The organism is Cupriavidus taiwanensis (assembly GCF_900250075.1).
GTDB classification, from domain to species: Bacteria; Pseudomonadota; Gammaproteobacteria; order Burkholderiales; family Burkholderiaceae; genus Cupriavidus; species Cupriavidus taiwanensis_C.
Genome location: NZ_LT977070.1, coordinates 1,964,353 through 1,986,400, shown reverse-complemented (window position 1 = coordinate 1,986,400; position 22,048 = coordinate 1,964,353). Strand labels below are relative to the sequence as shown.

The window sequence follows — 22,048 nt, the reverse complement described above, 5'->3', positions numbered from 1 at the left end:
CGCGGCTTGACGCCGCTGTGTTGAGGCATTCTCTGTCACTTCGTACGCATGTTGGATGTCCCTCGGTTGTCAGAACGTTAGCGCGCCACTTCCATTGCAAGTCGTCGCTGAGATGCAACCTTCCGATGAAAGATTGCGCCGATGGCAAGTGCTGCCGCGCACAGCGCGATAAATCCGCCTATCCATACGCCGACAGGGCCGAAGCCATCCAGGCGGAATGCCATCCATGCACCCAAGCCAAGTCCGAGACCACAGCGCAAGACCACAGCCACGGCAACTGCCGGCCATGCTATGCGGTAGGAGCGAAGCACCACGCAGAAATAGATCTGTATGGCATCGGCCATCTGGCTGGCAGCTACCCAGAAGAGCATTCTGGACGCCAGGGCAGCCACATCGGCATCGGCCGTGAACAGCGCGGCAATTGCGCTCCGTCCGAGCAGCAGGCCCACCGTTGTTGCTGCCGCTAGAGAGCAGGCCATCAGCAGGCCTGCCCTGAATGTCAAGATCTCCTCAGAAAATGCGCTCGCTCCGGCGGATCTCGCAATCAACGCGCCCGACGCAATGGCGACAGATAGCGGCAACATGAAGACGAGCGTGGCGATGTTGGCCGCGATCTGATGTGCAGCAGACGCATTCGATCCCGCCCTGGCGATCAGGATAGCCATGCCTGAAAACGACACGATTTCAACGAACTGAACCGCAGAGACTGGGATCGTGGCTTGCAGAACGAGCTTTAACGCGGTCAGTGAGATCCGGAGATCCTGGCGGCGACCCAACCCCCTCAGGACGTTGCTGCGTCGCAAGAGATGGCAGCAGATGGCCAGGCTCGCCCACGAGATGATCACGGACGAGGCAGCACAGCCCACCACTCCCAGTCGTTCGCCCGTGTCGTCGATGGTCGCGCTCATCAGGGCGAAATTCAGCGGCACTTTCAATATCAGACCGGCAATATTGATCCACATGAATGCTGCGGGACGTCCAGTTGCCGCTTCCATCGCAAACAGCAGCCGGTAGGCCAGGAGTGCAGGCAAGCCAATGGAGAGTACGCCGAGGAATGAGCCGGTCTTGCCCATGGTCACCGGATCGGTGTCGACCAGCATGGCGAGGCAGGTCATGAGCAGGGGATAGGAAAGCAGGGCGCATCCGATTGAGAGGACCATGCCAGCCGATAGCACGGCGCGCAGTTCGGTAATTGCACCGCTCCCCCAGAGTCGCGCAGCGACAGGTGTGATGCCATTGGCAATCTCAGTCAGGATAACCAGCAAGGCCACGTAAAGGGCACTGCCGATACCGATGGCGGCTAGATCCGAAGTGCCGAAGCGCCCGGCCATGACTGAGTCGATGCTCATCATGCCAATGGCAGTAAGTTGCATTCCGAGCGTAGGCGCAGCCAGCCCGGCGATCCGGCGGGCTTCATGGAACATGTGCACCGACCTGAAGTGCGACAATCGTGGCGTCGTCGGATGCCTTCAATCTCGGCCACGACTGGCAGGCCGGATCGTCGCGCTCGATTTCTCGGACCTTGCGTACGAGTCCCGCCACCCCGATCCTGAATACTTCGTCCAGCGCCTCTTCCAAGGTACAGGCGCAATATTTGTCGACCAGCCTGGCAGCGCCATCGCTCAACAGCATTAGCGATGGCGGTTCAATGGAATGGAAAGATTCGAACGCAAGGGTGGAGGGATCCCAGTTTGGTGCCGCGATGGCATAGCCCCCTGGTTGGTTCATTGTCTTGCGCCTAACCAGCAGGCGTCCCGAGATCTCGGTCAGGACAGCGCTTCGCCGTTGGTCGTCACCATGCGTCTTTGCGAGGCGCGCAGCGAGTGCATCGAATTCCAGGTCAAACCATGGTCCGAGCGTGGATTCCACGATATGAGCCGATGCAGGTCCAGCCCGTAACACGCCGCAGCAATCTCCGAGTTTGGCAAAGGAAACCCGGTGGCCTCCCGAATCCCGTTGCACCTTTGCGAGGATGACCGAGGCAGAGGGAAGAAGGTGCGCATCGGCAGCGCGATCCTTGATCAATTCACGGCAGTCCGCATTCGCAGCGTCGATGGCAGACGCGAGAAGCGCATCCGAATCGTGCGTTGTACCATTGCACACGATCGAGCGATGCAAGTGCCAGTTGATTCGAAGCGCGTACCATGCGGCGTCGGAATGATTGGGCGCCAGCATCAAGGATGGAGAAATTCCTGTAGCGCCGTCGATGACCCAGGCGTGCACAGACGTGTCATCGGCCACATAGCCGCAAATGTCTTCGGACGGTTGGTTGCCGGAAGAATACGATCCGCTTTCGATCCGCTTCAGCATGGGAGTCTGTGCCCTTGCAATATGTCTGAACGGCTATCGCCAGTCGGCTGCGTTAGGTATGAGAATCGATGTGTCGCGTTGCAGCAGCGCTTGCTCCCAGTCAAGGAGCGGCCGGTTCAATGCCTTGCTGCCCAGACCGAAGAAGACAAAATCTGCCGTCCTGGCAGATCCGAACATGATCAGTGGCCCGCGATAGGCGACGAGGTTATCGACGACTCGCCGCATCGAGAGCGGCGCCTGGATCGCGTCGAAAAGCACGCCGCCACCATCTTCGGGCAATTGCCCCTGGCGAAGGACGCCGTGCTGGTGCGTGACAATGTCCAGAGTCGGTTTTCCGTAGGCTACCTGCCGGAATGCTGCCTTCACGGCCCTGTATCTGTCAGGGTAAAGATGGGCGGAATCGCTGCTGATCATCCTTGTGGAGTGCGAGGCAGCCGCCGGGAAAGAGCGGAATACCCATGCACGAAGCGCGTCCAGTACCGTCTGGGGGGCCACTACCTGCATGCAGAATGGGGGGCGGTCGTCTTTGACGATTACTTCGGGAAAATGGTGCTGGATGGCACTTGCGACGGTGTCGCCAAAGGTGGACTCCGTTGGGTCATACAGGATGCAGGAGCGCAGCCGATCTTCCTGAAGTGCCGCATGGTTGTCCTCTGCATAAGGAAAATTCGCGCTGAAAACATCGTGCACAAAAGTCGGAAACGTCAGCACGCCTGACAGCGCAAACGCTGCGCCATAGCCGAGAGAATATCCCGCGACATGCGTTGGCGCTCCGTGTTGCCGCATCACCATGGCAGCACAGAGGAACAGTACCAGTTGTGTGACCCTCGCGGACCGTATGCCCCGCAAGTCAGACGGGTCCAGGAGCCTAGGCCTTGCCACTTCTTCGAAGACGGCGCGGCGATAGGTGAGCTCGTACCAGCCCGTAAGCGGCTGAAGCAGATCCGCGTGCGCTCGGAGTTCTCGCAATGTCGTGTGCGGTGATTGGCAGTACCGGCCTTCTTCCACACAGCTGGCGTAGTTGAAAAAATACCCGGGATATGTCATCTGCACGCCTCCGCCAGCGCGGATACGACGCGATCCACCTGGGCTTCGGTAATGCCGGGACCCGAGGGAAGCATGATGGCATGCTCATGCAGATGTGTGGAGAACGCGTCGTGCTGATAGTACTGAAAGCGCGAATAGACAGGAAGCTGCGGAAGGGGAATCCAGACTGGACGCGCCATGATGTGTTGTGCCACCAGTTTTTCGATGACGGATCTGGACGGCTGCGGCAGTTCGATGCACGTCATCCAGCAGATGCCGGCTGCCTCAGGCGTATGCTGAGCAAGCCGCACACCATTCACTCGCTTCTGGATGGCTGTAGCGTAGTATTCGTGAAGTATTCGCTTTCGACGAATGCGGTCGAACAGCAGCTCCATCTGGGCAACACCTATGGCGGCATTGATGTTGCTCATGCGGAAGTTCAATCCATAATCGTCATGAAAGAATGACATCGTATCGGCCAGAACTCCTTCACGTACTGGCCCCCGTACGACACCCAGCCTGACTCGATGGCTTGCAGAACATAGTCCCGCTCGCGCCCATTCAGGAGCGGGGCATAGTTTTCAATGCGCCTGTCCTCAGACGTTTGCATAGTGAGCCTCATGGGAGGAAAGGAGGCCCAGGCTCAAGGCTTCGCTGATCTGGCGGGCAGAGTACTCGACCCCATATCGCGGCTTGAACTCCAGTTCCTCCACGATCCTGGCGAAACTCACCCGGTAGTTCCTGCGGTCCGCGCCGTTGCCGGTATCCGAGAAGCGCGCGGTCCGGTTCGTTGCCTGAGCAATCGCATTGATCAGGTCAATCTTGCGATAGTTTTCCTCGTCCGATCCAACATTGAAAACGTTGGCGCCGGTGCGAATATTGGTATCGCTGCAAATGCCGCAAATCAGCTCGGCAAAGTCATTGACATGGCAATACGGTCGCCACGTTTCGGAATCATAGACGTCGAACGGCGCTTCCATGGCGATGGCCCGTGCAAATTCGTTGACCGTCAGGTCAAAGCGCATCCGCGCCGATAACCCATGCGCCGTTCCAAAACGCAGGATATAGGTTTCGAGGGTGGCTGCATTCTCGATCCGCCAGTGCTCGGCTTCAACTTTCGTTTCCGCGTAGAGCGACAGTGGATTGAGTGCATTGTCTTCGCTGAGCAAGGCCGTCGAATCACTCAGGCCATAGTTGCTGCAGGTTGAGGCAAAAATGAAGCGGCTGGAGTCGTTTTCAGTGGCAGCGCTGAACAGTGCCTTGGTGGCGGCCAGGTTTGTTTGCCGGGTGACCTCCGGCATCTTCTTGCAGGCGGGGTCTCCAACAATGGCCGCCAGATGAACCACCGCAAATGGACGAATCTGGTTCAGTTGCTCTTGGAGTCGTGAGTATTCCCTGATATCGAGCTGGACAAACCTGAATCGCGGCGTCACCAGAAGCGGCAACAGGCCCGTTGCCCCATATATCAGGCTGTCGATGCCGATGACGTCAAATCCCGCACTCAACAGCCTGCGGCACACGCCACTTCCAATGTAGCCGGCCGCACCAGTAACGAGAACTCGTTTCCGTTCGCTCATGCCATTCCCCTCTCCGAGAAAAGCTCATTGGCCCGGTGCAGGTCTTCAATTGTGCCTGCGTCGATCCATTTACCATGATGCTGATAGGTCGACACATATGATCCGCGTTCCAGTAGCGATGAGAGAACCTTGTCGACACCTATCTCACCATTGCCCAAGGCGCTCAGAAGTGTGCCGATCGATGGCCGCATCAGGTAGTACCCGGCGAGAACCGGAAATGGAACCGAGGGTTTTTCCCTGACCCCCAGCATCCGAGAGTCGTGCGATTCCACCACGCCATATGGCACTCTGTATATGTAGTCATTCACCGCGACGGAGAAGTCGGCCCCGCTGGCCAAGTGGAATCGATGGAAATCAATGAGGTCCAGGTCTGATGCGATATCTCCGTTCAGTACCATCAGCGGCTTGCTTTGCTTGCGGTCGATCAGTTCCTGGCAGAGTGCCAGGGCCGACCCGAATGTGCCTCTGGGCTCGGGTTCCAGCAGAAGCTGAATATTCACGTCATATCGTGCTGCCAGCGCTCCTACGATGCTCCCGAAGAGGTCTGCACAGTAGTGAACGGCGATGAATATATCCTGCGAACCGGCTTTTGCCAGGGCACTGATATGCCGCTCCAAGAGACTATGATCTCCTATAGGCATGAGCGGCTTTGGTATGACTTTCGTGAACGGGCTCAACCTGGTACCAAATCCACCCGCGACAATTAATGTTGTCCACATGATTCGCACCCTCTACGTTGGGATTGCTTCAACTCACGTATTCTCTTTGACTTAGCCTCGCCAGAATGTCAAATTCGAAATCCGGAAGCTTACGTAGTGAAAAGAAACCTCTCAGGATCGAGGCCGCGTCATAGCCGGAAAGTGCTTGGGAGCCGCTGATAACAATATCGAAGAGCTCTTCCAGGCTGTACCTGACTACCTCGATATCCGGTTCGAGGCTAGCTGCCAGAGGGCACTGTGGCTCTGTTACGAGCGTCAGGAAGCTGTAACCCATGTTTGAATGTGTCGATGGATTGACAACCATCGCTCCGGTCAAAAGAGGCGGGGAACATGCTGCCAAGCCGGTCTCTTCCCGCAGTTCTCTGACGGCGGCCGCAGCGCAGGATTCGCCCTCGTCGATCAGCCCGCCTGGCAAGCCCATCAGTATCTCGCCGAAACCATGCCGGTATTCCCGTATCAAATAAACGAGGCCATTCCGAGTTACCGGCATTATGTTGACCCAGTGCCGTCCGTTAATAACGTAATAAGGGTCGACAATGGATCCATCGGACCTCAGGCAACGATGGCGACTAAGGTGAATCCACTCGTCCTTGACAAGATCATCGCTGGCCAAGATATTCCATTTTTTAATCATCAATCCTCCCGAGAATGGCACGAGCCATGGAGTTGAATCTGCAATGGATGGGCGATGGTGGATTGTTTGCGGCTATGGAAAAGTCCGCAAGTAGAAAAACTCAGCGGCGAATTAAATATTTTCAATGTATTGAATTCGCTTCTTCAATACAATGCCCCCTCGTTTTGGTGGGAGGGCGGATTTCTTGTGCACCTAGTTTTTTCAGCGAGACGAGACTTCGCGTTCGCACGTCGCGGCCAAGACCAACAAGGTTCCTTGCAACGAGCTGCGAGTTGACAGATTTAGTGTCGCAACGGTGACACCGTCAATACGGTCTAAGGCCGTTGCGCGGGTATGGCGTCATCCCACCAGCCACTTGCCTTGCCTGAGCCGCTCATACAGAAAATCCCCCAGCACCCGCACGCGCGCGCTGTGCCGCAGGTCCGGGTGGGTCAGCACCCACAGGTCGGTGTCCATGGCGGCATCGGGCGGCGCCAGCCGCACCAGCGCCGGATCGTCGCCGGCCAGCAGGCACAACAGCATGCCGGCGCCCATGCCATGCCGGACCGCGTCGGCCATCGCCACCAGGCTGTCGGCGCTGACCACGCGGCGCGGCTCGGGCACGTGCTCGCGGATCCAGCGCGACTGGGTCAGGTGCGACAGGGCTTCGTCCGGCACGACCCAGTCATAGGCGGGCCAGTCCGCCAGCGCGGGGCTGTCGGCCATGGCGGGCAGCCCGAGTTGCTGCAGGTAGCTTCGCGCCGCGTACGGGGCCGTTTGCAACCGGCCGATGCGGCGGCCCACCAGGTACTCGGGCGGCGTGTTCGCCGGCCGGATCGCGACGTCGGCCTCGCGCCGGCTCAGGCTTAGGAAGCTGTTGTTGACGACCAGCTGCAGCTGGATGCGCGGATGCAGGGCGCGGAACTCGGCCAACAGCGGCATCAGCAGCCCGCCCAGCAGCGTGTCGGTGGTGGTCACGCGCAACGGGCCGCTCAGCTGACTGTCGAGGCCGGACAGCTGGCGCTGCGCCGCATCGATCTGTTCGCCCACCCCGGCCAGCCGTTGCGCCAGCGCCTCGCCGGCCGGGGTCATGGCGTAGCCGGTGGCATGGCGCTCGAACAGCAGCGTACCGAGGGCGTCTTCCAGCCGCGCCAGCCGGCGCAGCACCGTCGAGTGGTTGACGTGCAGGGCGCGGGCCGCCCCGGCCAGCGAGCCGGACTGGCCCACGGCGAGGAAGTATTTCAGGTCGTCCCAGTCTGCTTCCTGCATGTTTGCATACTCCCTTTGCAAGTTCGGGTAGTTCCCGTGCGGATCCGCACAGCCTACAGTGGCTGGGCGTGGCCGGCAATGGGTGCCGGCGCACGCTGTGCGAAGGGAGGAAAAACATGGCAATGGCGTGGACGCTGCTGGTGCTGGCCGGGTTGATCGAGATCGTGATGGCGCTGGCGCTCAAGCATACCGATGGCTGGACCCGCGTCGGCCCGACCGCACTGGGCATCGGCGCCGCGCTGGCCAGCATCTATCTGCTCAGCGCGGCGTTGCGGCATCTGCCGGTGGGGACGGCCTATGCGATCTGGACCGGGATCGGCGCGATCGGCGTGACGCTGATCGGCATCCTGTTCCTGGGCGAGAGCGCGTCGCCGCTGCGGCTGGTGCTGATCGGGCTGATCTTCGTCGGCATCGGCGGGCTCAAGCTGCTGCCGGCCTAGCCCGCATCCGCACCGCACGCAGGGACGCTGGCGCGTTCGGTACACTATCTGGCCAAGTCAAAGGCCAGAGTTGCCCCGCCATGAATTTCGATGCCCTGCTGGAGCTGTTCCAGCAACGTATTCCTGCCCATCCGTGGGCCCAGATCGCGCTATACATGGTAGCGCTGGTCCTGATCGCCGCGCTGGCGCAGTGGCTGTTCGGCCATGTCATGTCGCGCATCGCCCACCGGGTGCTGAAGGTGTGGGGCAAGACGCCGTGGAGCACGGCGCTGACGCGCCATCGCGCCTACCGGCGCTTCGGTTATGCGGTGGGCTTTGCCGTGATCACCGTCGGCATCGGCGAAGTCCCGCATATGGGCCGCTATGCGCTGGCGATCGAGCGCCTGGCGCATGCCAGCCTGTGGGTATGCTTCTTCCTGATGCTCGGCGGCGTTCTGGGCGCCTGGCAGGACGTGTACGCCAGCAGCCGCCGGGCGCAGACGCGTTCGATCAAGGGCTATATCCAGGTAGGACGGCTGGGGCTGGGGCTGGTGTGCGCGGTGCTGGTGCTGTCGATCCTGATCAACCGCTCGCCGCTATGGATGCTGTCCGGCCTGGGGGCGCTGTCGGCGGTGCTGCTGCTGGTGTTCAAGGACACGCTGCTGTCGCTGGTCGCCAGCACGCAGCTGACCTCCAACGACATGCTGCGCATCGGCGACTGGATCGAAATGCCCCAGTGCAATGCCGACGGCTACGTCAAGGACATCGCGCTGCATACGGTCAAGGTGCAGAACTGGGACAACACCGTGACCACGGTGCCGACCTACAAGCTGTTCTCGGAGAGCTATCGCAACTACCGCCAGATGTTCGAGTCCGGCGCGCGCCGGATCAAGCGCACCTTGCGGCTGGATGCGGGCAGCGTGCGCTTCCTGGAAGACCGCGAGGTCCACGCGCTGATGCGCTTCCGCCTGCTGCACGACTACCTGGAAGAAAAGCAGCGCGAGGTCGACGAGGCCAACCGGCTGCTGATCGCCGCCGGCAACGACCCGGTCAACCGGCGCCGGCTGACCAATGTCGGCACCTTCCGCGCCTACGGCATTGCCTACCTGAAGGCGCACCCCGAGATCCACCACGACCTCCTGCTGAACGTGCGCATGATGGAGCCCGATTCGCAGGGCATCCCGGTCGAGATCTACTGCTTTACCGCGCTGACCGCGTGGATGGACTACGAGCGCATCCAGGGCGATGTGTTCGACCACCTGCTGGCGATCCTGCCCGAACTGGGGCTGCGGCTGTACCAGGCGCCGTCGGGCGCCGACCTGAACGGCGTGCGCATCGCGCCGGTGCTGGCGGCCGCGCAGGTGGCGGCCGTGCAGGCGGCCCAGCATGCCCCGGCGCACGGCGCCGCCGCGGGCAGCCATCCGATCTAGCGGCGCGCGCCTCAGCCCACCGCGCGCGGGCGCACGCGGCTGGCGGCTTCCTTGGCGCGCGTGCGCGCGGTGTCGATGTCGTCGGCATAGGCCAGCGCCACGCCCATGCGGCGGCGGGCGAAGCTCTCGGGCTTGCCGAACAGCCGCACCTCGGTCTGCGGCACGCGCAAGGCCTGGTCGACGCCGTCGAAGACCACGCCCTGCGCTTCCACGCCGCCGTAGATCACGGCGCTGGCGCCGGGGCTGCGCAGCGTGGTGTCGACGGGCAATCCGAGGATGGCGCGCGCATGCAGCTCGAACTCGTTCTGCCATTGCGTGGCCATGGTGACCATGCCGGTGTCGTGCGGGCGCGGGCTGACCTCGCTGAACCAGACCTGCTCGCCCTTGACGAACAGCTCCACGCCGAACAGGCCCATGCCGCCCAGGTCGGCGGTGACCGCCTGCGCGATGCGCTGCGCGCTGGCCAGCGCGGCGGGATGCATGGGTTGCGGCTGCCAGCTCTCGACATAGTCGCCGCTGACCTGCACGTGGCCGATCGGCGCGCAGAACTGCGTTTCGACCTGCCCGCTGGCGCCGATGGCGCGAACGGTCAGCAGCGTGATCTCGTAGTCGAAATCGATAAAGCCTTCGACGATCACGCGGCCGTGGCTGACGCGGCCCCCGGCCATGGCGTAGTCCCACGCCGCCTTGACGCCTTCGGGCCCGTCGATCTTGCTCTGGCCCTTGCCGGAGCTGCTCATCACCGGCTTGACCACGCACGGGTAGCCGATGCCGCCGTCGATGGCGGCCTGCAGTTCTTCCAGCGAATCGCAGAACTTGTACGGGCTGGTGGGCAGGCCGAGCGATTCGGCGGCGAGCCGGCGGATGCCTTCGCGGTCCATGGTCAGGCGCGCGGCGCGGGCGGTGGGAATCACGCGCACGGTGCCGGCAGCTTCCAGGGTTTCCAGCATCGGCGTGGCGATCGCCTCGATCTCGGGCACCACCAGGTGCGGCTTCTCGGCTTCGATCAGGGCCTTGAGCTGGTCCGGGTCGCTCATCGCGATGGTGCGGGCGTGATGCGCGACCTGCTGGCCGGGCGCGTTGTCATAGCGGTCGACCGCGATCGTCTCCACGCCCAGGCGCTGCAGCGCGATCAGCACCTCCTTGCCGAGCTCGCCGGAGCCGAGCAGCATCACTTTGGTGGCGGAGGGGGAAAGGGGCGTTCCGAGGGTGGTCATGGCGGCGGGGCGGCGAGGCGCAGGGAAAACCGAGATTGTACGTGCTGCCGCGCGTGCTGGCGCCGCCGGGCCTAGTCTTCGGCGTCGCGCGAGCCGGCGGGGCGTCGCGCGGCCTGGTCCTTGCGGTCGGCCGCCTCGGCCTCGGCCAGGCTGGAGGCGACGCCGTACATGCCGTGGCGGGGCGTGCCCGGGGGCAGGTTGCCGAGATCGGTGGGCTGGTAGGGGTGCGGCCCCGGCGGCGGCTGCGAGGTGTCGCTGGACGGATGCGCGCGGCCGGTCAGCTTCTCGTCGCGGGTCACGCTGTGGCCGCCGTAATGGTAGTCGGTCAGCGAGCCTTCATGCGCGGGCGCTGACGGAGCCGGCGCGCCGGAGATATCGGTCACGCGGACCGGAATCGACGGATAGACCTGCTGGGCGCCGGCGATCGCCATCTCGGGCGAGTCGAACTCGCCGTCGAGCCGCTCGGGCGCGCCGTTGCCGGTGCGCATTTCCAGATGCCAGCGGCCGTCTTCCGGGCCGCACACCAGGATCTCCTGTTCGGTCGAGGTCATGGGGCCTCCTTGGGTCTGGGCGTTGCGTCTCTGCGCAGACAGGCACGAACCGTTCCAGCCGCGCGGCCCGCGCCGTACCGGCCGGGGCGCGCGCCGCGTGACGCCAGATTTACAATGCGCGCCCGTTCTTACCGCCGCCGCGCTCAGGACGCCGCCATCAACGGCGGCCGCGGCCGCGTCGCCACCGCGAAAGCGATCTGCGCGAGCCCCGCCGCCAGCCCCAGCGCCACCCCGGCCTGCCAGGCCACGGTATAGGAGCCGAGCGCGTCATAGACCAGCCCGCCGCCGAAGGCGCCGACAAAGCTGCCGATCTGGTGGCTGAAGAAGGCCACGCCGCCCAGCATCGCCTGCCAGCGCAGGCCGAAGGTCTCGGCGATCCAGCCCGAGACCAGCGGCGCCACGCCCAGCCACAGGAAGCCCATCACCGCGGCGAACACCAGCGTGCTCTGCGGCGTCGGTGCCGACGAGAAGTACCAGGTCAGCGCCAGCGAACGCAGCGTATAGATGCCGCCCAGCAGCATCAGCTTGTTGTAGCGGCCGCCGGCCCAGCCAAAGAAAATGCTGCCCAGCACGTTGAAGCCGCCGATCACGCCCAGCGCCTCGGCGCTGAGCATCGGGTCCATGCCGCACACGTCGAGATACGACGGCAGGTGCGTGGTCAGGAACACCAGCTGCATGCCGCAGACAAAGTACGCCAGCGCCATCACCACGAACGGCGCGTGGCGCAGCGCGGTGCCCAGCGCCTGGCGCGCGTTGTCCTGGCCGATGCCCGCCGGCGCGGCCAGCGGCAGCCGGTCGACGCGCCCGGCCGACCATGCCGCCGGCAGCATCACCAGCGCCAGCAGCACGAAAGCGGCCAGGCCGGTGCGCCAGCCGTAGGCCTGCGTCACCATCTGCCCGATCGGCGCCGCCAGCAGCGCGCCCAGCGAGCCCGCGCCCGACACCAGCCCCAGCACCGTGCTGCGCAGCGCCGCCGGCACCGGCCGCGCCGCCACCGCCATCGCCAGCGCGCTGCCGGTGCAGGCCATCGACGCGCCGATGGCCACGCCCGCGCCCAGCGTGACGCCGACCATGCTGTGCGCGGTCGCCAGCAGCACCAGCCCGGTTACGTACAGCAGCGAGCCCGCCATCATCAGCGGCCGGAAGCCGATGCGCGTGGCCCACGCGCCGGCGAGCGGCTGCAGCAGGCCCCACGCCAGGTTCTGCACGGCGATGGCGACGGTGAAATCCGACACCGAGATGCCGATATCGCGCGTCAGCGGCGGCATGAAAATGCCCAGGCTCTGGCGCAGGCCCATGGCCAGGCTCAGCATCACCGAAGCGCCGAGCAGGATCGGCAGCGCCGGGCGCAGGCCCTCGAAGCGGGAAGGGGATGAAGACGGGGCAGGGGCGGGGGAGCGGGGCACGGCAGGTCTCGTCGCGGGGTTATCGTTATCGTTGTGGACCCCGGGGCGCCTTCCATGTCTGCAATGTCTGGAATTTAAGCGGGCACTGAATATACCGCAGGGTAAGGCGAGGGTATGCCGCCGCCCCCGGCCATGTCAATTTGGCTTTGGGCCGGGCCGCCTTCCGCTTTGGCGAAGCCGGCCCGGCGCGGCGCCCGCGGGGTCAGTCCAGGCTGACCTTCGAGGCGCGGATGGTCTCGCCCCAGCGCTGGATCTCGCCGCGCACCAGCGCGGCGAACTTCGGCTGCGGCTCGCCGCCGGCAACGCCGCCCATGTCGCGCAAGCGCGCCGCCACCTCGGGATCGCGCATGGCCTTGCCCAGCGCCTCCTGCAGCGCCGCGGCCACCGCCGGCGGGGTCTTTGCCGGGGCGAAGAAGCCCAGCCAGCCCATCACCACGAAGTCCTTGACGCCGGCTTGCGCCATGGTGGGTACGTCGGGCAGCGCGGGCAGGCGCTCGGCGCTGGTCACGGCGAGCGCACGCAGCTTGCCGGCGCGGATCTGTGGCAGCGCCTGCGTCAGGTTGTCGAACATGAAGGTGGTTTCGCCCGCCAGCACGGAGGTGGTGGCAGGCGTCGAGCCCTTGTACGGCACGTGGATGACCTCGGTGCCGGTGCGCAGCCGGAACAGTTCCGCGGTCAGGTGGGTGGTCTGGCCGATGCCGGCCGAGGCATAGGAATACTTGCCCGGCGACTGCTTGAGCTGCGCCACCAACTCGGCCACGCTGCGCACCGGGGCCTGCGCGCCGACCACCAGCACGTTGGCGAACGAGATCAGGTCGGTCAGCGGCAGGAAATCCTGCGGCTGGTAGGACAGCTGCTTGTAGGCGCTGTAGTTGATGGCATGCGAGCCGGTATTGCCGACCAGCAGCGTGTAGCCGTCCGGCGCCGCGCGCATGAAGGCCTGCGTGCCGATGATGCCGCCGCTGCCGGGCTTGTTGTCGACCACCACCGGCTGGCCCAGGATGGCCGACAGCTTCTGCGCCACCAGCCGCGTCGGGATATCGGTGGTGCCGCCGGGCGCGCCGGGCACGATGATGGTGATGGGCCGCTCGGGCCAGGCCGCGGCATGCGCGGCCGCGGGGGCCACGCAGGGCAGCGCCGCGGCGGCGGCGAGCAGCAGTGCGGCGCTGGTATGGGACTGCGATGCGGGCAGCTTGGGTGCCATGGGTCTCCTCCACGTATCTTTATGTGCTGCTTGGCAAGGCAAGAACGGCCGGCTTGCGGCCGGCCGTTCTCAGGTCAGGGCGGGTGTTTGTCACTTGCCGGTCCACACCGGCTTGCGTTTCTCGGCGAAGGCGGCGGCGCCCTCGCGCGCATCGGCGGAAGTGAAGACCGGGTCGATCAGCGGCTTCTGCTTCACGAACATGTCCTCGCGGGTCCAGTCGCCGGACTGCGCCACCACCTGCTTGCTGGCGGCGATGGCCAGCGGCCCGTTGGCGCCGACCGCATCGGCCAGCTGCAGCGCGGCGTCGAGCGCGCCGCCGGCATCGGTCAGGCGGTTGACCAGGCCCAGCTCGTAGGCGCGCTCGGCCGGCAGCATGTCGCCGGTCAGCGCGTATTCCATCGCCACGTGGTACGGCACGCGGCGCGGCAGGCGGATCAGGCCGCCGGCCGCGGCGGCCAGGCCGCGCTTGACCTCGGGCAGGCCGAACCTGGCGGCGCGCGAAGCCACCACCAGGTCGCACGCCAGCACCAGCTCGAAACCGCCGGCCAGCGCATAGCCCTCGACCGCGGCAATCAGTACCTTGCGCGGCGGCTGCTCGGTCACGCCGCCGAAGCCGCGGCCGGGAATGCTCGGGCGCTTGCCGGCCAGGAAGCCCTTCAGGTCCATGCCGGAGCAGAAGGTGCCGCCGGCGCCGGTCAGCACCGCCAGGCTCAGGTCGTCGCGCGCATCGAGTTCATCCAGCGCGGCGGCAATCGCGGTGGCGGTTTCGAAGTCCATCGCATTGCGGGCCTCGGGACGGTTGATGGTCAGCACCATCACGTTGCCGCGGATTTCCTTCAGCAGGGTATCGCTCATGAGTTCTCTCCTGTCTGGTCGGCCGGTTCAGCGCGGTGCCATGCGGATGGCGCCATCCAGGCGGATGGTCTCGCCGTTGAGCATGGGGTTCTCGAGGATGTGCAGCGCGGTCGAGGCGTATTCGTCGGGCGCGCCCAGGCGCGCCGGGTGCGGCACCATGGCGCCGAGCGAGGCGCGCACGTTCTCCGGCAGCTTGGCCAGCAGCGGGGTGTCGAACAGTCCCGGGGCGATGGTGCAGACGCGGATCGCGCGCTGCGCCAGGTCGCGCGCGGCCACCAGCGTCATGCCGACGATGCCGGCCTTGGCCGAGGCATAGGGAATCTGGCCGATCTGGCCTTCGTAGGCGGCCACCGACGCGGTCAGCACGCAGGCGCCGCGTTCGCCGTCGACCAGCTCGTTCCTGGCCATGCGCGCGGCGCCCAGGCGCAGCGCGTTGAAGGTGCCGATCAGGTTGATGCGCACGATCGACTCGTACTTTTCCAGCGAGCCCGGCGAGCCGTCCTTCTCGACCACGCGCACGGGGCCACCCAGGCCGGCGCAATGGATCAGCGCGCGCAGCGGGGCAACGGCCTCGGCGGCGTCGTAGACCGCGTTCATCTGCTCGGTGTCGGTCACGTCGGCCTTGAGGAAGCGGACCTTTCCGCCGAACTCGTCGACCACGGCGTTGCCGCGTTCTTCCGACAGGTCGGCGATGACCACGTCGACGCCGCGCTCCACCAGGCGCCGCACGCAGGCCAGTCCCAGGCCGGAAGCGCCGCCGGTGACGACGGCGGACATATGCTCGAGTTTCATGGATGTCTCCTAGTAGGGTGCTATTGCTGAATGGGGCAGGAATGCTCTGCCCGTCATTCCCGCGCAGGCGGGAATCCAGCGTCTTATAAGGTCACTGGGTTCCCGCCTTCGCGGGAACGACGGAAGGGTTGCTTACAGGCGCTCGATGATGGTGGCGTTGGCCATGCCCCCGGCTTCGCACATCGACTGCAGGCCATAGCGCTGGCCGCTGTCTTCCAGCGCATGCAGCATGGTGGTCATCAGCCGCACGCCCGAGGCGCCCAGCGGATGGCCCAGCGCGATCGCGCCGCCCCGCGGGTTCAGCCGCGCCGGGTCGGCGCCGAGCGCGCGCTGCCAGGCCAGCGGCACGCAGGCAAAGGCTTCGTTGATCTCGTAATGGTCGATCTGCTCCAGCGTCAGGCCGCTCTTCCTGATGGCGCGCTGGCTGGCGGGGATGGGAGCGGTCAGCATCGCGATCGGATCGTCGCCGCAGACGTCGAACGCGACGAAGCGCGCGCGCGGCTTCAAACCCAGGCGCTGCGCCATCGCCTCGCTCATCAGCAGCATGGCGGCGGCGCCGTCGCTGATCTGCGAGGCATTGCCCGCGGTCACGTTCCAGCCGATCTGCGGGAAGCGCGCGCTCAGCTCGTCGTTGCGGAACGACGCCTGCAGCGTGCCCAGCTTCTCCACCGAGGTGCCGGGACGGATGGTCTCGTCGTGCTCGACCACGCCGTTGGGGGTGCTGATGCCGACGATCTCCCGGCGGAACGCGCCGCTTTCGCGCGCGGCGGCGGCCAGTTCGTGCGAGCGGGCCGAGTAGCTGTCCATGTGCTCGCGCGACAGCTCGTACCTGGCCGCGACCAGCTCGGCCGCCACGCCCTGCGACACCAGGCCGGGCGCATAGCGCGCTTCCATCGACGGGCCATACGGGTTCTGGCCGATGCGCGCCGAACCCATCGGCACCCGGCTCATCGACTCGATGCCGCAGGCGATGACGATGTCATAGGCGCCGGCCATGATGCCCTGCGCGGCGAAGTGCACGGCCTGCTGGCTGGAGCCGCACTTGCGGTCGATGGTGGTGGCCGGCACGTGCTCGGGGAACCCCGCCGCCAGCCACGCCACCCGGCCGGGGCCGGCGGACTGCTCGCCCGCCTGCGTCACGCAGCCGGTGATGACGTCGTCGACCAGGCCCGGGTCCAGCCGGTTGCGCTCGACCAGCGCCTTGATCACCTGCGCCAGCAGTTCGGTGGCATGGAGCTCGGTAAAGGCCGAGCCCGGCTTGGAGCGGCCCATCGGGCTGCGGATAGCGTCGACGATGACGGCTTGTTGCATGCGGAGTCTCCTGAGAAAGCTGAGCGTTGCGAGTCGTGGCGGGATATTGAGACGTCTGTATCGAAAAGTGATCGTCCGATACGATGAATTGGGATTCTGGCGTCGGAAAACCGCCATGTAAACGCAAAAAACCCGGTTTGACTTTCGAAAAGGCGAAGGGCAACATCCGGGTTTTGAGACGCACGTATCGAAAAAATCAGATTCAGGCCTTGCAATGACCAATGCTTCACATGCCTCCGTGGCCCCGCCAGCCGCTGATGCCGACGGCGAGGCGCGCCTTGTCAGCGCGCTGGCACGCGGCGTCTCGATCCTCAACTGCTTCTCGCCAACGGTGCAGGAACTCAGCAGCCGGGAACTGATGGAACGCACCGGGCTGGCCAAGCCCACCCTGTTCCGGCTGCTCGACACGCTGTGCGGGCTGGGCCTGCTGCATTACTCGGAACGGCTGTCGCGCTATGTGCCCGGCGTCGGGCTGATCAACCTGGCCGCGCCGGCGCTGGCGCGCATGACCATCCGCCAGCTGGCGCGGCCGGCGATGCAGGAGCTGGCCGACCATATCGCCGGGCAGGTCGAGCTGATCGTCGGCAGCGGCCATGCGCTGACCTATGTCGAGATCGCGCAGGGTGTCGGCAGCCATGTGTTCCGGCCGGAGGTGGGCACGCGCGTGTCGGCCACGCGCACCGGCTCGGGCCGTGCGTACCTGCTGCGCCTGGATGAGGCCGAGCGCGAGGCCTACCTGGCCCAGCTGCGCGCCACCGACCCGCCGCGCGCCGACTGGCTGCAGGCGCGCCTGGCCGATGCCGCGCGCGACCTGGAGGAGCACGGCTTCTGCCGCGGCCATCGCGACCTGCACCGCGAAGTGGAATCGGTGGCCGTGCCGCTGCGCACGCGCCGCGATGGCGAGGCGTGGATCTTCGCCGCGTCGGTGCCGGTGTTCAGCCAGCAGAGCAAGCAGCTGGAGGAAGATATCGGCCCGCGCCTGGTCAGCCTGGTGCGCAATGTCGAAGGCGCGCTGGGCGTGGCGGGATAGGGCCGCGCCAGCGAAGTTTCGGCGGCCGCCTCAGTTGCCGGTAAAGACCGGCGTGCGCTTGTCCAGGAAGGCCTGCACCGCTTCGCGGTGGTCGGCGGTCTGGTGCGACAGCGCCTGGAAGCCGGCCGACAGTTCCAGCAGCGTATCCAGCCGGGTATGCATGGCTTCGCGCATCAGGCGCTTGGCCAGCCGCACCGCGTGCGGCGGATTGGCGGCGATGCGGCCGGCCAGCTCATAGGCCGTGGGCAGCAGCGCGTCGGGCGCCACCACGCGCGACACCAGGTTCCATTCGAGCGCCAGCCTGGCGTCGATCGGCTGGCCGGTGAAGGTCATCTCGGCCGCCCGCGACAGGCCGATCACGCGCGGCAGCAGCCACGCGCCGCCGTCGCCGGGAATGATGCCCAGCTTGACGAAGGACTCGGCGAACTGCGCGCGCTCCGAGGCAATGCGGATGTCGCACATGCAGGCCAGGTCCAGGCCCGCGCCCATGGCCGCGCCGTTGACCGCGGCGATCACCGGCACCTCCAGGTTGAACAGTGCCAGCGGCAGGCGCTGGATGCCGCGGCGGTAGTCCTGGCGGATCTCCATGCCCGGCACCTTGCCTGAGGCCTGGCGCTCCATGTCCTTGATATTGCCGCCCGACGAGAACGCCGTGCCGGCGCCGGTGATCACCACCGCGCGCACGCTGCCGTCGCCGTGGATGCGGTCGATCGCCTCCAGGAACTCCGCCACCGCGGTATTGCCGGTCAGCGGGTTGCGCCGCTCGGGCTCGTTCATGGTCAGGGTGACGATGTGGTCCTGCTGCTCGTAGAGAAGGAACTGGCTCATGTGGGGGGCTCCGGGTAGGGATGCAAGGTCTGTCCTGGCGCCAAGGCTAAGCCACGGTGGCCGGCAGCGTCCAATATTCATTTCTTCCCTGCCGATATCCAGGGGATATTGCTCGCGCGGCCCGGACCTCCGGTGGGCAGTGCCGGCCGCGAAGCCGGATTGGGGTTATCCCTGTACCCATAACGCGAGGGCTCGCCGATGATCGGTGGGCCCCGGCTACCGCCCGGCATCGCGCAGTACCGCGCAGTACCGTAATCCTGCAGTCCCGAATTCCAACAAGAATGCCCTTCAGGAGACGATATGAGCCATGCGTTGAAGCCGGCAACGGATCCCGTTGCCGCCGAATTTGCCTCCGCAGTTGCCACGGCCAGGCGCCGTACCGGGAATCGCGCCGCGGTCTGGCTGGCGACCCTGGCGCTGGCGGCGCAACTCTTGCCCGCCAGCGCCGCGGCGCCCCGCAACGCGGCGGCCCGGGTCGACGGCGCCTTCATCAGCGCCAATGCCGGCACCACGCGCGACTGGCCCAGCCATGGCCTGGACTATGCCGAGACCCGCTTCAGCCGGCTGCGGCAGATCGATGTGGCCAATGTGCGCGACCTGGGGCTGGTGTGGAGCTATAACCTGGAGTCGACCCGCGGCGTCGAGGCCACGCCGCTGGTGGTCGACGGCGTGATGTACGTGACCGCGTCGTGGAGCGTGGTGCATGCGGTCGACGTGCGCACCGGCAAGCGGCTCTGGACCTTCGACCCCAAGGTGGACCGCGCGCTCGGCTATCGCGGCTGCTGCGACGTGGTCAACCGCGGCGTGGCGCTGTACCAGGGCAAGGTGTTCGTCGCCGCCTACGATGGCCGGCTGATCGCGCTCGACGCCGCCAGCGGCCGCAAGCTGTGGGAGCAGGACACCATCATCGACCGCCGCTATTCGTACACCATCACCGGCGCGCCGCGCGTGTTCAAGGGCAAGGTCATCATCGGCAACGGCGGCGCCGAGTTCGGCGTGCGCGGCTACATCACCGCCTACGATGCCGCCACCGGCGCGCAGCAGTGGCGCTGGTTCACCGTGCCCGGCGATCCGTCCAAACCGTTCGAGGACGAGTCGATGGCGGCCGCGGCCAAGACCTGGGACCCGAGCGGCAAGTACTGGGAAGCGGGCGGCGGCGGCACCGCCTGGGACACGCTCGCCTTCGACCCCGAACTGAACCTGATGTACGTGGGCACCGGCAACGGCGCGCCGTGGTCGCGCAGCAAGCGCAGCCCGGGCGGCGGCGACAACCTGTACCTGGCCTCGATCGTGGCGCTCAACCCCGACACCGGCAAGTACGTCTGGCATTACCAGGAGACCCCGGGCGACAACTGGGACTACACCTCGACCCAGCCGATGATCCTGGCCGACCTGAAGCTGGACGGGCAGCTGCGCAAGGTCATCCTGCACGCGCCCAAGAACGGCTTTTTCTTCGTCATCGACCGCACCAATGGCAAGTTCATCTCGGCGAAGAACTTCGTCGACGTCAACTGGGCCACCGGCTATGACGCCAGCGGGCGCCCGATCGAACGGCCCGAGGCGCGCGCGGTGGACCGGGCCTATGACGCGATCCCCGGCCCGTACGGCGCGCACAACTGGCACCCGATGTCGTTCAATCCGCAGACCGGGCTGGTCTACCTGCCGGCGCAGCACGTGCCGCTCAACCTGATGGACGACAAGACCTGGCAGTTCAACCAGGGCAAGCCCGGCACGCCGCATGGCAACGTGGGCTGGAACACGGCCAAGTTCCTCAACGCCGAGCCACCGCAAAGCAAGCCCTTCGGCCGGCTGATTGCGTGGGATCCGGTGCAGCAGAAGGCCGCGTGGACCAAGGAGCTGGTCTCGCCGTGGAACGGCGGCACGCTGACCACGGCCGGCAACCTGGTGTTCCAGGGCACAGCGGACGGCCGCTTCGTCGCCTATGACGCGCGCACCGGCGACAAGCTGTGGGAATCGCCGACCGGCACCGGCGTGGTCGCCGCGCCGGTCAGCTTCGAGCTCGACGGCAGGCAGTATGTCTCGGTGGCGGTGGGCTGGGGCGGGGTCTACGGGCAGGCGCAGCGCGCCACCAACCGGCAAGGCCCGGGCACGGTCTACACCTTCGCGCTCGGCGGCAAGGCGCCGCTGCCGGCGTTCGCCGAATACCGTGCCGGCAAGCTGCTGCAGGGCGTGAAGTACGACCCGGCGCTGGTCAGGGACGGCACCGCGCTGTACGTCAGCAACTGCGTGCTGTGCCACGGCGTGCCCGGCGTCGACCGCGGCGGCAATATCCCCAACCTGGGCTATATCGATGCCGCCTTCATCGAGAACCTGGACAAGGTCGTGTTCAAGGGCCCGGCGATGGCGCGCGGCATGCCGGACTTCACCGGCAAGCTGACGGCGCAGGACGTCGAGAAGATCAAGGCCTTTATCCAGGGCACCGCGGATGCGGTGCGGCCCAAGCCCTGAGCACGGAGCAGGGCCGCGGCGAAGCTCAGTCCTCGGCCTGGAACCCGGTCGCCTCGACGATCGGCTTCCACGCGGCGCGCTCGATCTGAATGCGGCGGCGGCCCTCCTGCCCGGGGCGCGCCACCACTTCCAGGCCCAGCGCCTCCAGCTTCGCCGCGGTGGCGGGGTTGGCCGATGCGGCCAGGAACATCTTCTCCACCTGCGCCAGCACGTCCGGCTGGGTGCCGGCGGGCACGAACACGCCGTACCAGCTGGTGGCGTGCTCATACTGGCTGAAGCCCTGTTCCTTCATGGTGGGCACCTCGGGCAGCGCCTTGGCGCGGCGCGCGCCGCTGACGCCGAGGAAGCGCAGCTTGCCGCCCTTGTACAGCGGCATCATGCTGGCCACCGCGTCCCAGCCGATCGACACATTGCCGCTGACCACGTCGACCAGCATCGGCGACGCCCCGCGGTACGCCGCCGGCGTGATGGCGATGCCTTCGGCCTTGCCCAGCGCCACCGTGCCCAGGTGGCCGGCGCTGCCGATGGTGGCCAGGCCGAGGCTGGCGTTGCCGGGGTTGCGCCTGGCCCAGCCGACATACTCCTTCATGTTCTGGTACGGCTGCTGCACGCCGGTCACGACCGCGGTCGGCACGTCGGTCAGCACCGCCGCGGGCACCAGGTCCTTGTCGGCGTCGTACGACAGTTTCTTGTAGGTCAGCGGGAAGATGGTGAACAGCGGCGATGGGCCGATGAACACGGTCTTGCCGTCCGGCCTGGCGCGCTTCACGTAGTCGAGCGCAAGCCGCGCCGAGGCGCCGGGGCGGTTCTCGACCACCACGGTGCCATGGCCGTCCTGGCGCAACTGCTCGGCATACAGGCGCGCCAGGCTGTCGGCGGCGCCGCCGGGGGCATAGCCGACGATGATATGCATCGGCTCGGGGTCGGCCGCGTTGGCTGGCGCGGCAAGGGCAAGGGCGGCGGCGGCGGCAGCGGCCAGCGCCAGCAAGCGGCGCTTCGGTCGGAAGGATGGGGTCATGGCA

21 protein-coding genes are annotated in these 22,048 nt (G+C 66.0%); 4 read left to right on the top strand and 17 right to left on the bottom strand.

All coding sequences use genetic code 11. The features are described 5' to 3' along the window. Nucleotides 1-77: 77 nt before the first annotated feature. From CBM2588_RS09200 to CBM2588_RS09165, 8 genes are all read right to left on the bottom strand, one after another. The gene (locus CBM2588_RS09200; RefSeq protein WP_147298402.1) at nt 78-1,424 is read right to left on the bottom strand and encodes an MATE family efflux transporter; all 1,347 of its coding nucleotides are present in this window, start codon (nt 1,422-1,424) and stop codon (nt 78-80) included. Continuing rightward, nucleotides 1,414-2,310, bottom strand: coding sequence for a hypothetical protein (locus CBM2588_RS09195; protein WP_147298401.1), 897 nt, complete (start codon nt 2,308-2,310; stop codon nt 1,414-1,416). Before CBM2588_RS09195 ends, CBM2588_RS09200 begins: the two co-directional genes overlap by 11 nt. 33 nt (nt 2,311-2,343) lie before the next feature. Next, nucleotides 2,344-3,102 (bottom strand): hypothetical protein, encoded by a 759-nt coding sequence (locus CBM2588_RS09190; RefSeq protein ID WP_147298400.1) that lies wholly within the window; start codon nt 3,100-3,102, stop codon nt 2,344-2,346. A 251-nt stretch (nt 3,103-3,353) separates the two neighbouring features. After that, entirely contained in the window at nt 3,354-3,806 is a 453-nt protein-coding gene (locus CBM2588_RS09185) for a DegT/DnrJ/EryC1/StrS family aminotransferase (RefSeq protein WP_115680278.1), read from the bottom strand. A 126-nt stretch (nt 3,807-3,932) separates the two neighbouring features. Further along, a complete protein-coding gene (locus CBM2588_RS09180; protein WP_115680277.1) occupies nt 3,933-4,913 on the bottom strand; it encodes an NAD-dependent epimerase/dehydratase family protein in 981 nt (326 codons plus the stop codon). Beyond that, a complete protein-coding gene (locus CBM2588_RS09175; protein WP_115680276.1) occupies nt 4,910-5,632 on the bottom strand; it encodes a sugar phosphate nucleotidyltransferase in 723 nt (240 codons plus the stop codon). The genes CBM2588_RS09180 and CBM2588_RS09175 overlap by 4 nt, the downstream gene beginning before the upstream one ends. 28 nt (nt 5,633-5,660) lie before the next feature. After that, a complete protein-coding gene (locus tag CBM2588_RS09170) occupies nt 5,661-6,266 on the bottom strand; it encodes an NUDIX hydrolase (protein ID WP_115680275.1) in 606 nt (201 codons plus the stop codon). A gap of 339 nt (nt 6,267-6,605) precedes the next feature. Beyond that, entirely contained in the window at nt 6,606-7,514 is a 909-nt protein-coding gene (locus CBM2588_RS09165; protein ID WP_115680274.1) for a LysR family transcriptional regulator, read from the bottom strand. Nucleotides 7,515-7,636: 122 nt separating this feature from the next. Between CBM2588_RS09165 and CBM2588_RS09160 the strand changes: the two genes are divergently transcribed. Together CBM2588_RS09160 and CBM2588_RS09155 are read left to right on the top strand one after the other, a co-directional pair. Continuing rightward, nucleotides 7,637-7,954 (top strand): DMT family transporter, encoded by a 318-nt coding sequence (locus CBM2588_RS09160; RefSeq protein ID WP_115680273.1) that lies wholly within the window; start codon nt 7,637-7,639, stop codon nt 7,952-7,954. 80 nt (nt 7,955-8,034) lie between these two features. Next, on the top strand, nt 8,035-9,363 hold the full coding sequence (locus CBM2588_RS09155) for a mechanosensitive ion channel family protein (RefSeq protein ID WP_115680272.1): 1,329 nt from the start codon (nt 8,035-8,037) through the stop codon (nt 9,361-9,363). Nucleotides 9,364-9,374: 11 nt separating this feature from the next. Here CBM2588_RS09155 and purT read toward each other — a convergent pair whose 3' ends face one another. From purT to CBM2588_RS09120, 7 genes are all read right to left on the bottom strand, one after another. Further along, a complete protein-coding gene (gene purT, locus CBM2588_RS09150; protein ID WP_115680271.1) occupies nt 9,375-10,580 on the bottom strand; it encodes a formate-dependent phosphoribosylglycinamide formyltransferase in 1,206 nt (401 codons plus the stop codon). Between the two features lie 71 nt (nt 10,581-10,651). After that, nucleotides 10,652-11,131: a hypothetical protein gene (locus CBM2588_RS09145; protein ID WP_115680270.1), complete on the bottom strand. Its 480-nt coding sequence runs from the start codon at nt 11,129-11,131 to the stop codon at nt 10,652-10,654. A gap of 143 nt (nt 11,132-11,274) precedes the next feature. Further along, entirely contained in the window at nt 11,275-12,444 is a 1,170-nt protein-coding gene (locus CBM2588_RS09140) for an MFS transporter (protein ID WP_172583613.1), read from the bottom strand. A gap of 295 nt (nt 12,445-12,739) precedes the next feature. After that, complete coding sequence (locus CBM2588_RS09135) at nt 12,740-13,741, bottom strand: Bug family tripartite tricarboxylate transporter substrate binding protein (protein WP_115680268.1); 1,002 nt, start codon at nt 13,739-13,741, stop codon at nt 12,740-12,742. Between the two features lie 90 nt (nt 13,742-13,831). Further along, nucleotides 13,832-14,596 carry a crotonase/enoyl-CoA hydratase family protein gene (locus CBM2588_RS09130; RefSeq protein ID WP_115680267.1) on the bottom strand — a complete coding sequence of 255 codons (765 nt, stop codon included), beginning with the start codon at nt 14,594-14,596 and terminating at the stop codon, nt 13,832-13,834. Between the two features lie 27 nt (nt 14,597-14,623). Continuing rightward, nucleotides 14,624-15,388 carry an SDR family NAD(P)-dependent oxidoreductase gene (locus tag CBM2588_RS09125; RefSeq protein ID WP_115680266.1) on the bottom strand — a complete coding sequence of 255 codons (765 nt, stop codon included), beginning with the start codon at nt 15,386-15,388 and terminating at the stop codon, nt 14,624-14,626. Between the two features lie 132 nt (nt 15,389-15,520). Next, nucleotides 15,521-16,699, bottom strand: coding sequence for a thiolase family protein (locus tag CBM2588_RS09120; RefSeq protein ID WP_115680265.1), 1,179 nt, complete (start codon nt 16,697-16,699; stop codon nt 15,521-15,523). Nucleotides 16,700-16,913: 214 nt separating this feature from the next. On the opposite strand from CBM2588_RS09120, the gene CBM2588_RS09115 reads away from it, so the two are divergent. After that, on the top strand, nt 16,914-17,729 hold the full coding sequence (locus CBM2588_RS09115; protein ID WP_115680264.1) for an IclR family transcriptional regulator: 816 nt from the start codon (nt 16,914-16,916) through the stop codon (nt 17,727-17,729). Between the two features lie 30 nt (nt 17,730-17,759). Here the strand turns inward: CBM2588_RS09115 and CBM2588_RS09110 are convergent, their stop codons facing one another. After that, a complete protein-coding gene (locus CBM2588_RS09110) occupies nt 17,760-18,557 on the bottom strand; it encodes a crotonase/enoyl-CoA hydratase family protein (RefSeq protein WP_115680263.1) in 798 nt (265 codons plus the stop codon). Nucleotides 18,558-18,857: 300 nt separating this feature from the next. On the opposite strand from CBM2588_RS09110, the gene CBM2588_RS09105 reads away from it, so the two are divergent. Next, nucleotides 18,858-21,026, top strand: coding sequence for a PQQ-dependent dehydrogenase, methanol/ethanol family (locus CBM2588_RS09105; protein WP_115680262.1), 2,169 nt, complete (start codon nt 18,858-18,860; stop codon nt 21,024-21,026). Nucleotides 21,027-21,051: 25 nt separating this feature from the next. On the opposite strand, the gene CBM2588_RS09100 is transcribed toward CBM2588_RS09105, so the two are convergent. Next, nucleotides 21,052-22,044, bottom strand: a complete 993-nt coding sequence (locus tag CBM2588_RS09100; RefSeq protein WP_439897443.1) for a Bug family tripartite tricarboxylate transporter substrate binding protein — start codon at nt 22,042-22,044, stop codon at nt 21,052-21,054. Between the last annotated feature and the right edge of the window lie 4 nt (nt 22,045-22,048).

Excerpts from the sequence above, each read along its gene's own strand:
- CBM2588_RS09200 (WP_147298402.1), bottom strand. The coding sequence starts at position 1,424 with ATGTTCCATGAAGCCCGCCGGATCGCCGGGCTGGCTGCGCCTACGCTC.
- CBM2588_RS09195 (WP_147298401.1), bottom strand. The coding sequence starts at position 2,310 with ATGCTGAAGCGGATCGAAAGCGGATCGTATTCTTCCGGCAACCAACCG.
- CBM2588_RS09190 (WP_147298400.1), bottom strand. The coding sequence starts at position 3,102 with ATGGTGATGCGGCAACACGGAGCGCCAACGCATGTCGCGGGATATTCT.
- CBM2588_RS09185 (WP_115680278.1), bottom strand. The coding sequence starts at position 3,806 with ATGTCATTCTTTCATGACGATTATGGATTGAACTTCCGCATGAGCAAC.
- CBM2588_RS09180 (WP_115680277.1), bottom strand. The coding sequence starts at position 4,913 with ATGAGCGAACGGAAACGAGTTCTCGTTACTGGTGCGGCCGGCTACATT.
- CBM2588_RS09175 (WP_115680276.1), bottom strand. The coding sequence starts at position 5,632 with ATGTGGACAACATTAATTGTCGCGGGTGGATTTGGTACCAGGTTGAGC.
- CBM2588_RS09170 (WP_115680275.1), bottom strand. The coding sequence starts at position 6,266 with ATGATTAAAAAATGGAATATCTTGGCCAGCGATGATCTTGTCAAGGAC.
- CBM2588_RS09165 (WP_115680274.1), bottom strand. The coding sequence starts at position 7,514 with ATGCAGGAAGCAGACTGGGACGACCTGAAATACTTCCTCGCCGTGGGC.
- CBM2588_RS09160 (WP_115680273.1), top strand. The coding sequence starts at position 7,637 with ATGGCGTGGACGCTGCTGGTGCTGGCCGGGTTGATCGAGATCGTGATG.
- CBM2588_RS09155 (WP_115680272.1), top strand. The coding sequence starts at position 8,035 with ATGAATTTCGATGCCCTGCTGGAGCTGTTCCAGCAACGTATTCCTGCC.
- purT (WP_115680271.1), bottom strand. The coding sequence starts at position 10,580 with ATGACCACCCTCGGAACGCCCCTTTCCCCCTCCGCCACCAAAGTGATG.
- CBM2588_RS09145 (WP_115680270.1), bottom strand. The coding sequence starts at position 11,131 with ATGACCTCGACCGAACAGGAGATCCTGGTGTGCGGCCCGGAAGACGGC.
- CBM2588_RS09140 (WP_172583613.1), bottom strand. The coding sequence starts at position 12,444 with ATGCTGAGCCTGGCCATGGGCCTGCGCCAGAGCCTGGGCATTTTCATG.
- CBM2588_RS09135 (WP_115680268.1), bottom strand. The coding sequence starts at position 13,741 with ATGGCACCCAAGCTGCCCGCATCGCAGTCCCATACCAGCGCCGCACTG.
- CBM2588_RS09130 (WP_115680267.1), bottom strand. The coding sequence starts at position 14,596 with ATGAGCGATACCCTGCTGAAGGAAATCCGCGGCAACGTGATGGTGCTG.
- CBM2588_RS09125 (WP_115680266.1), bottom strand. The coding sequence starts at position 15,388 with ATGAAACTCGAGCATATGTCCGCCGTCGTCACCGGCGGCGCTTCCGGC.
- CBM2588_RS09120 (WP_115680265.1), bottom strand. The coding sequence starts at position 16,699 with ATGCAACAAGCCGTCATCGTCGACGCTATCCGCAGCCCGATGGGCCGC.
- CBM2588_RS09115 (WP_115680264.1), top strand. The coding sequence starts at position 16,914 with ATGACCAATGCTTCACATGCCTCCGTGGCCCCGCCAGCCGCTGATGCC.
- CBM2588_RS09110 (WP_115680263.1), bottom strand. The coding sequence starts at position 18,557 with ATGAGCCAGTTCCTTCTCTACGAGCAGCAGGACCACATCGTCACCCTG.
- CBM2588_RS09105 (WP_115680262.1), top strand. The coding sequence starts at position 18,858 with ATGAGCCATGCGTTGAAGCCGGCAACGGATCCCGTTGCCGCCGAATTT.
- CBM2588_RS09100 (WP_439897443.1), bottom strand. The coding sequence starts at position 22,044 with ATGACCCCATCCTTCCGACCGAAGCGCCGCTTGCTGGCGCTGGCCGCT.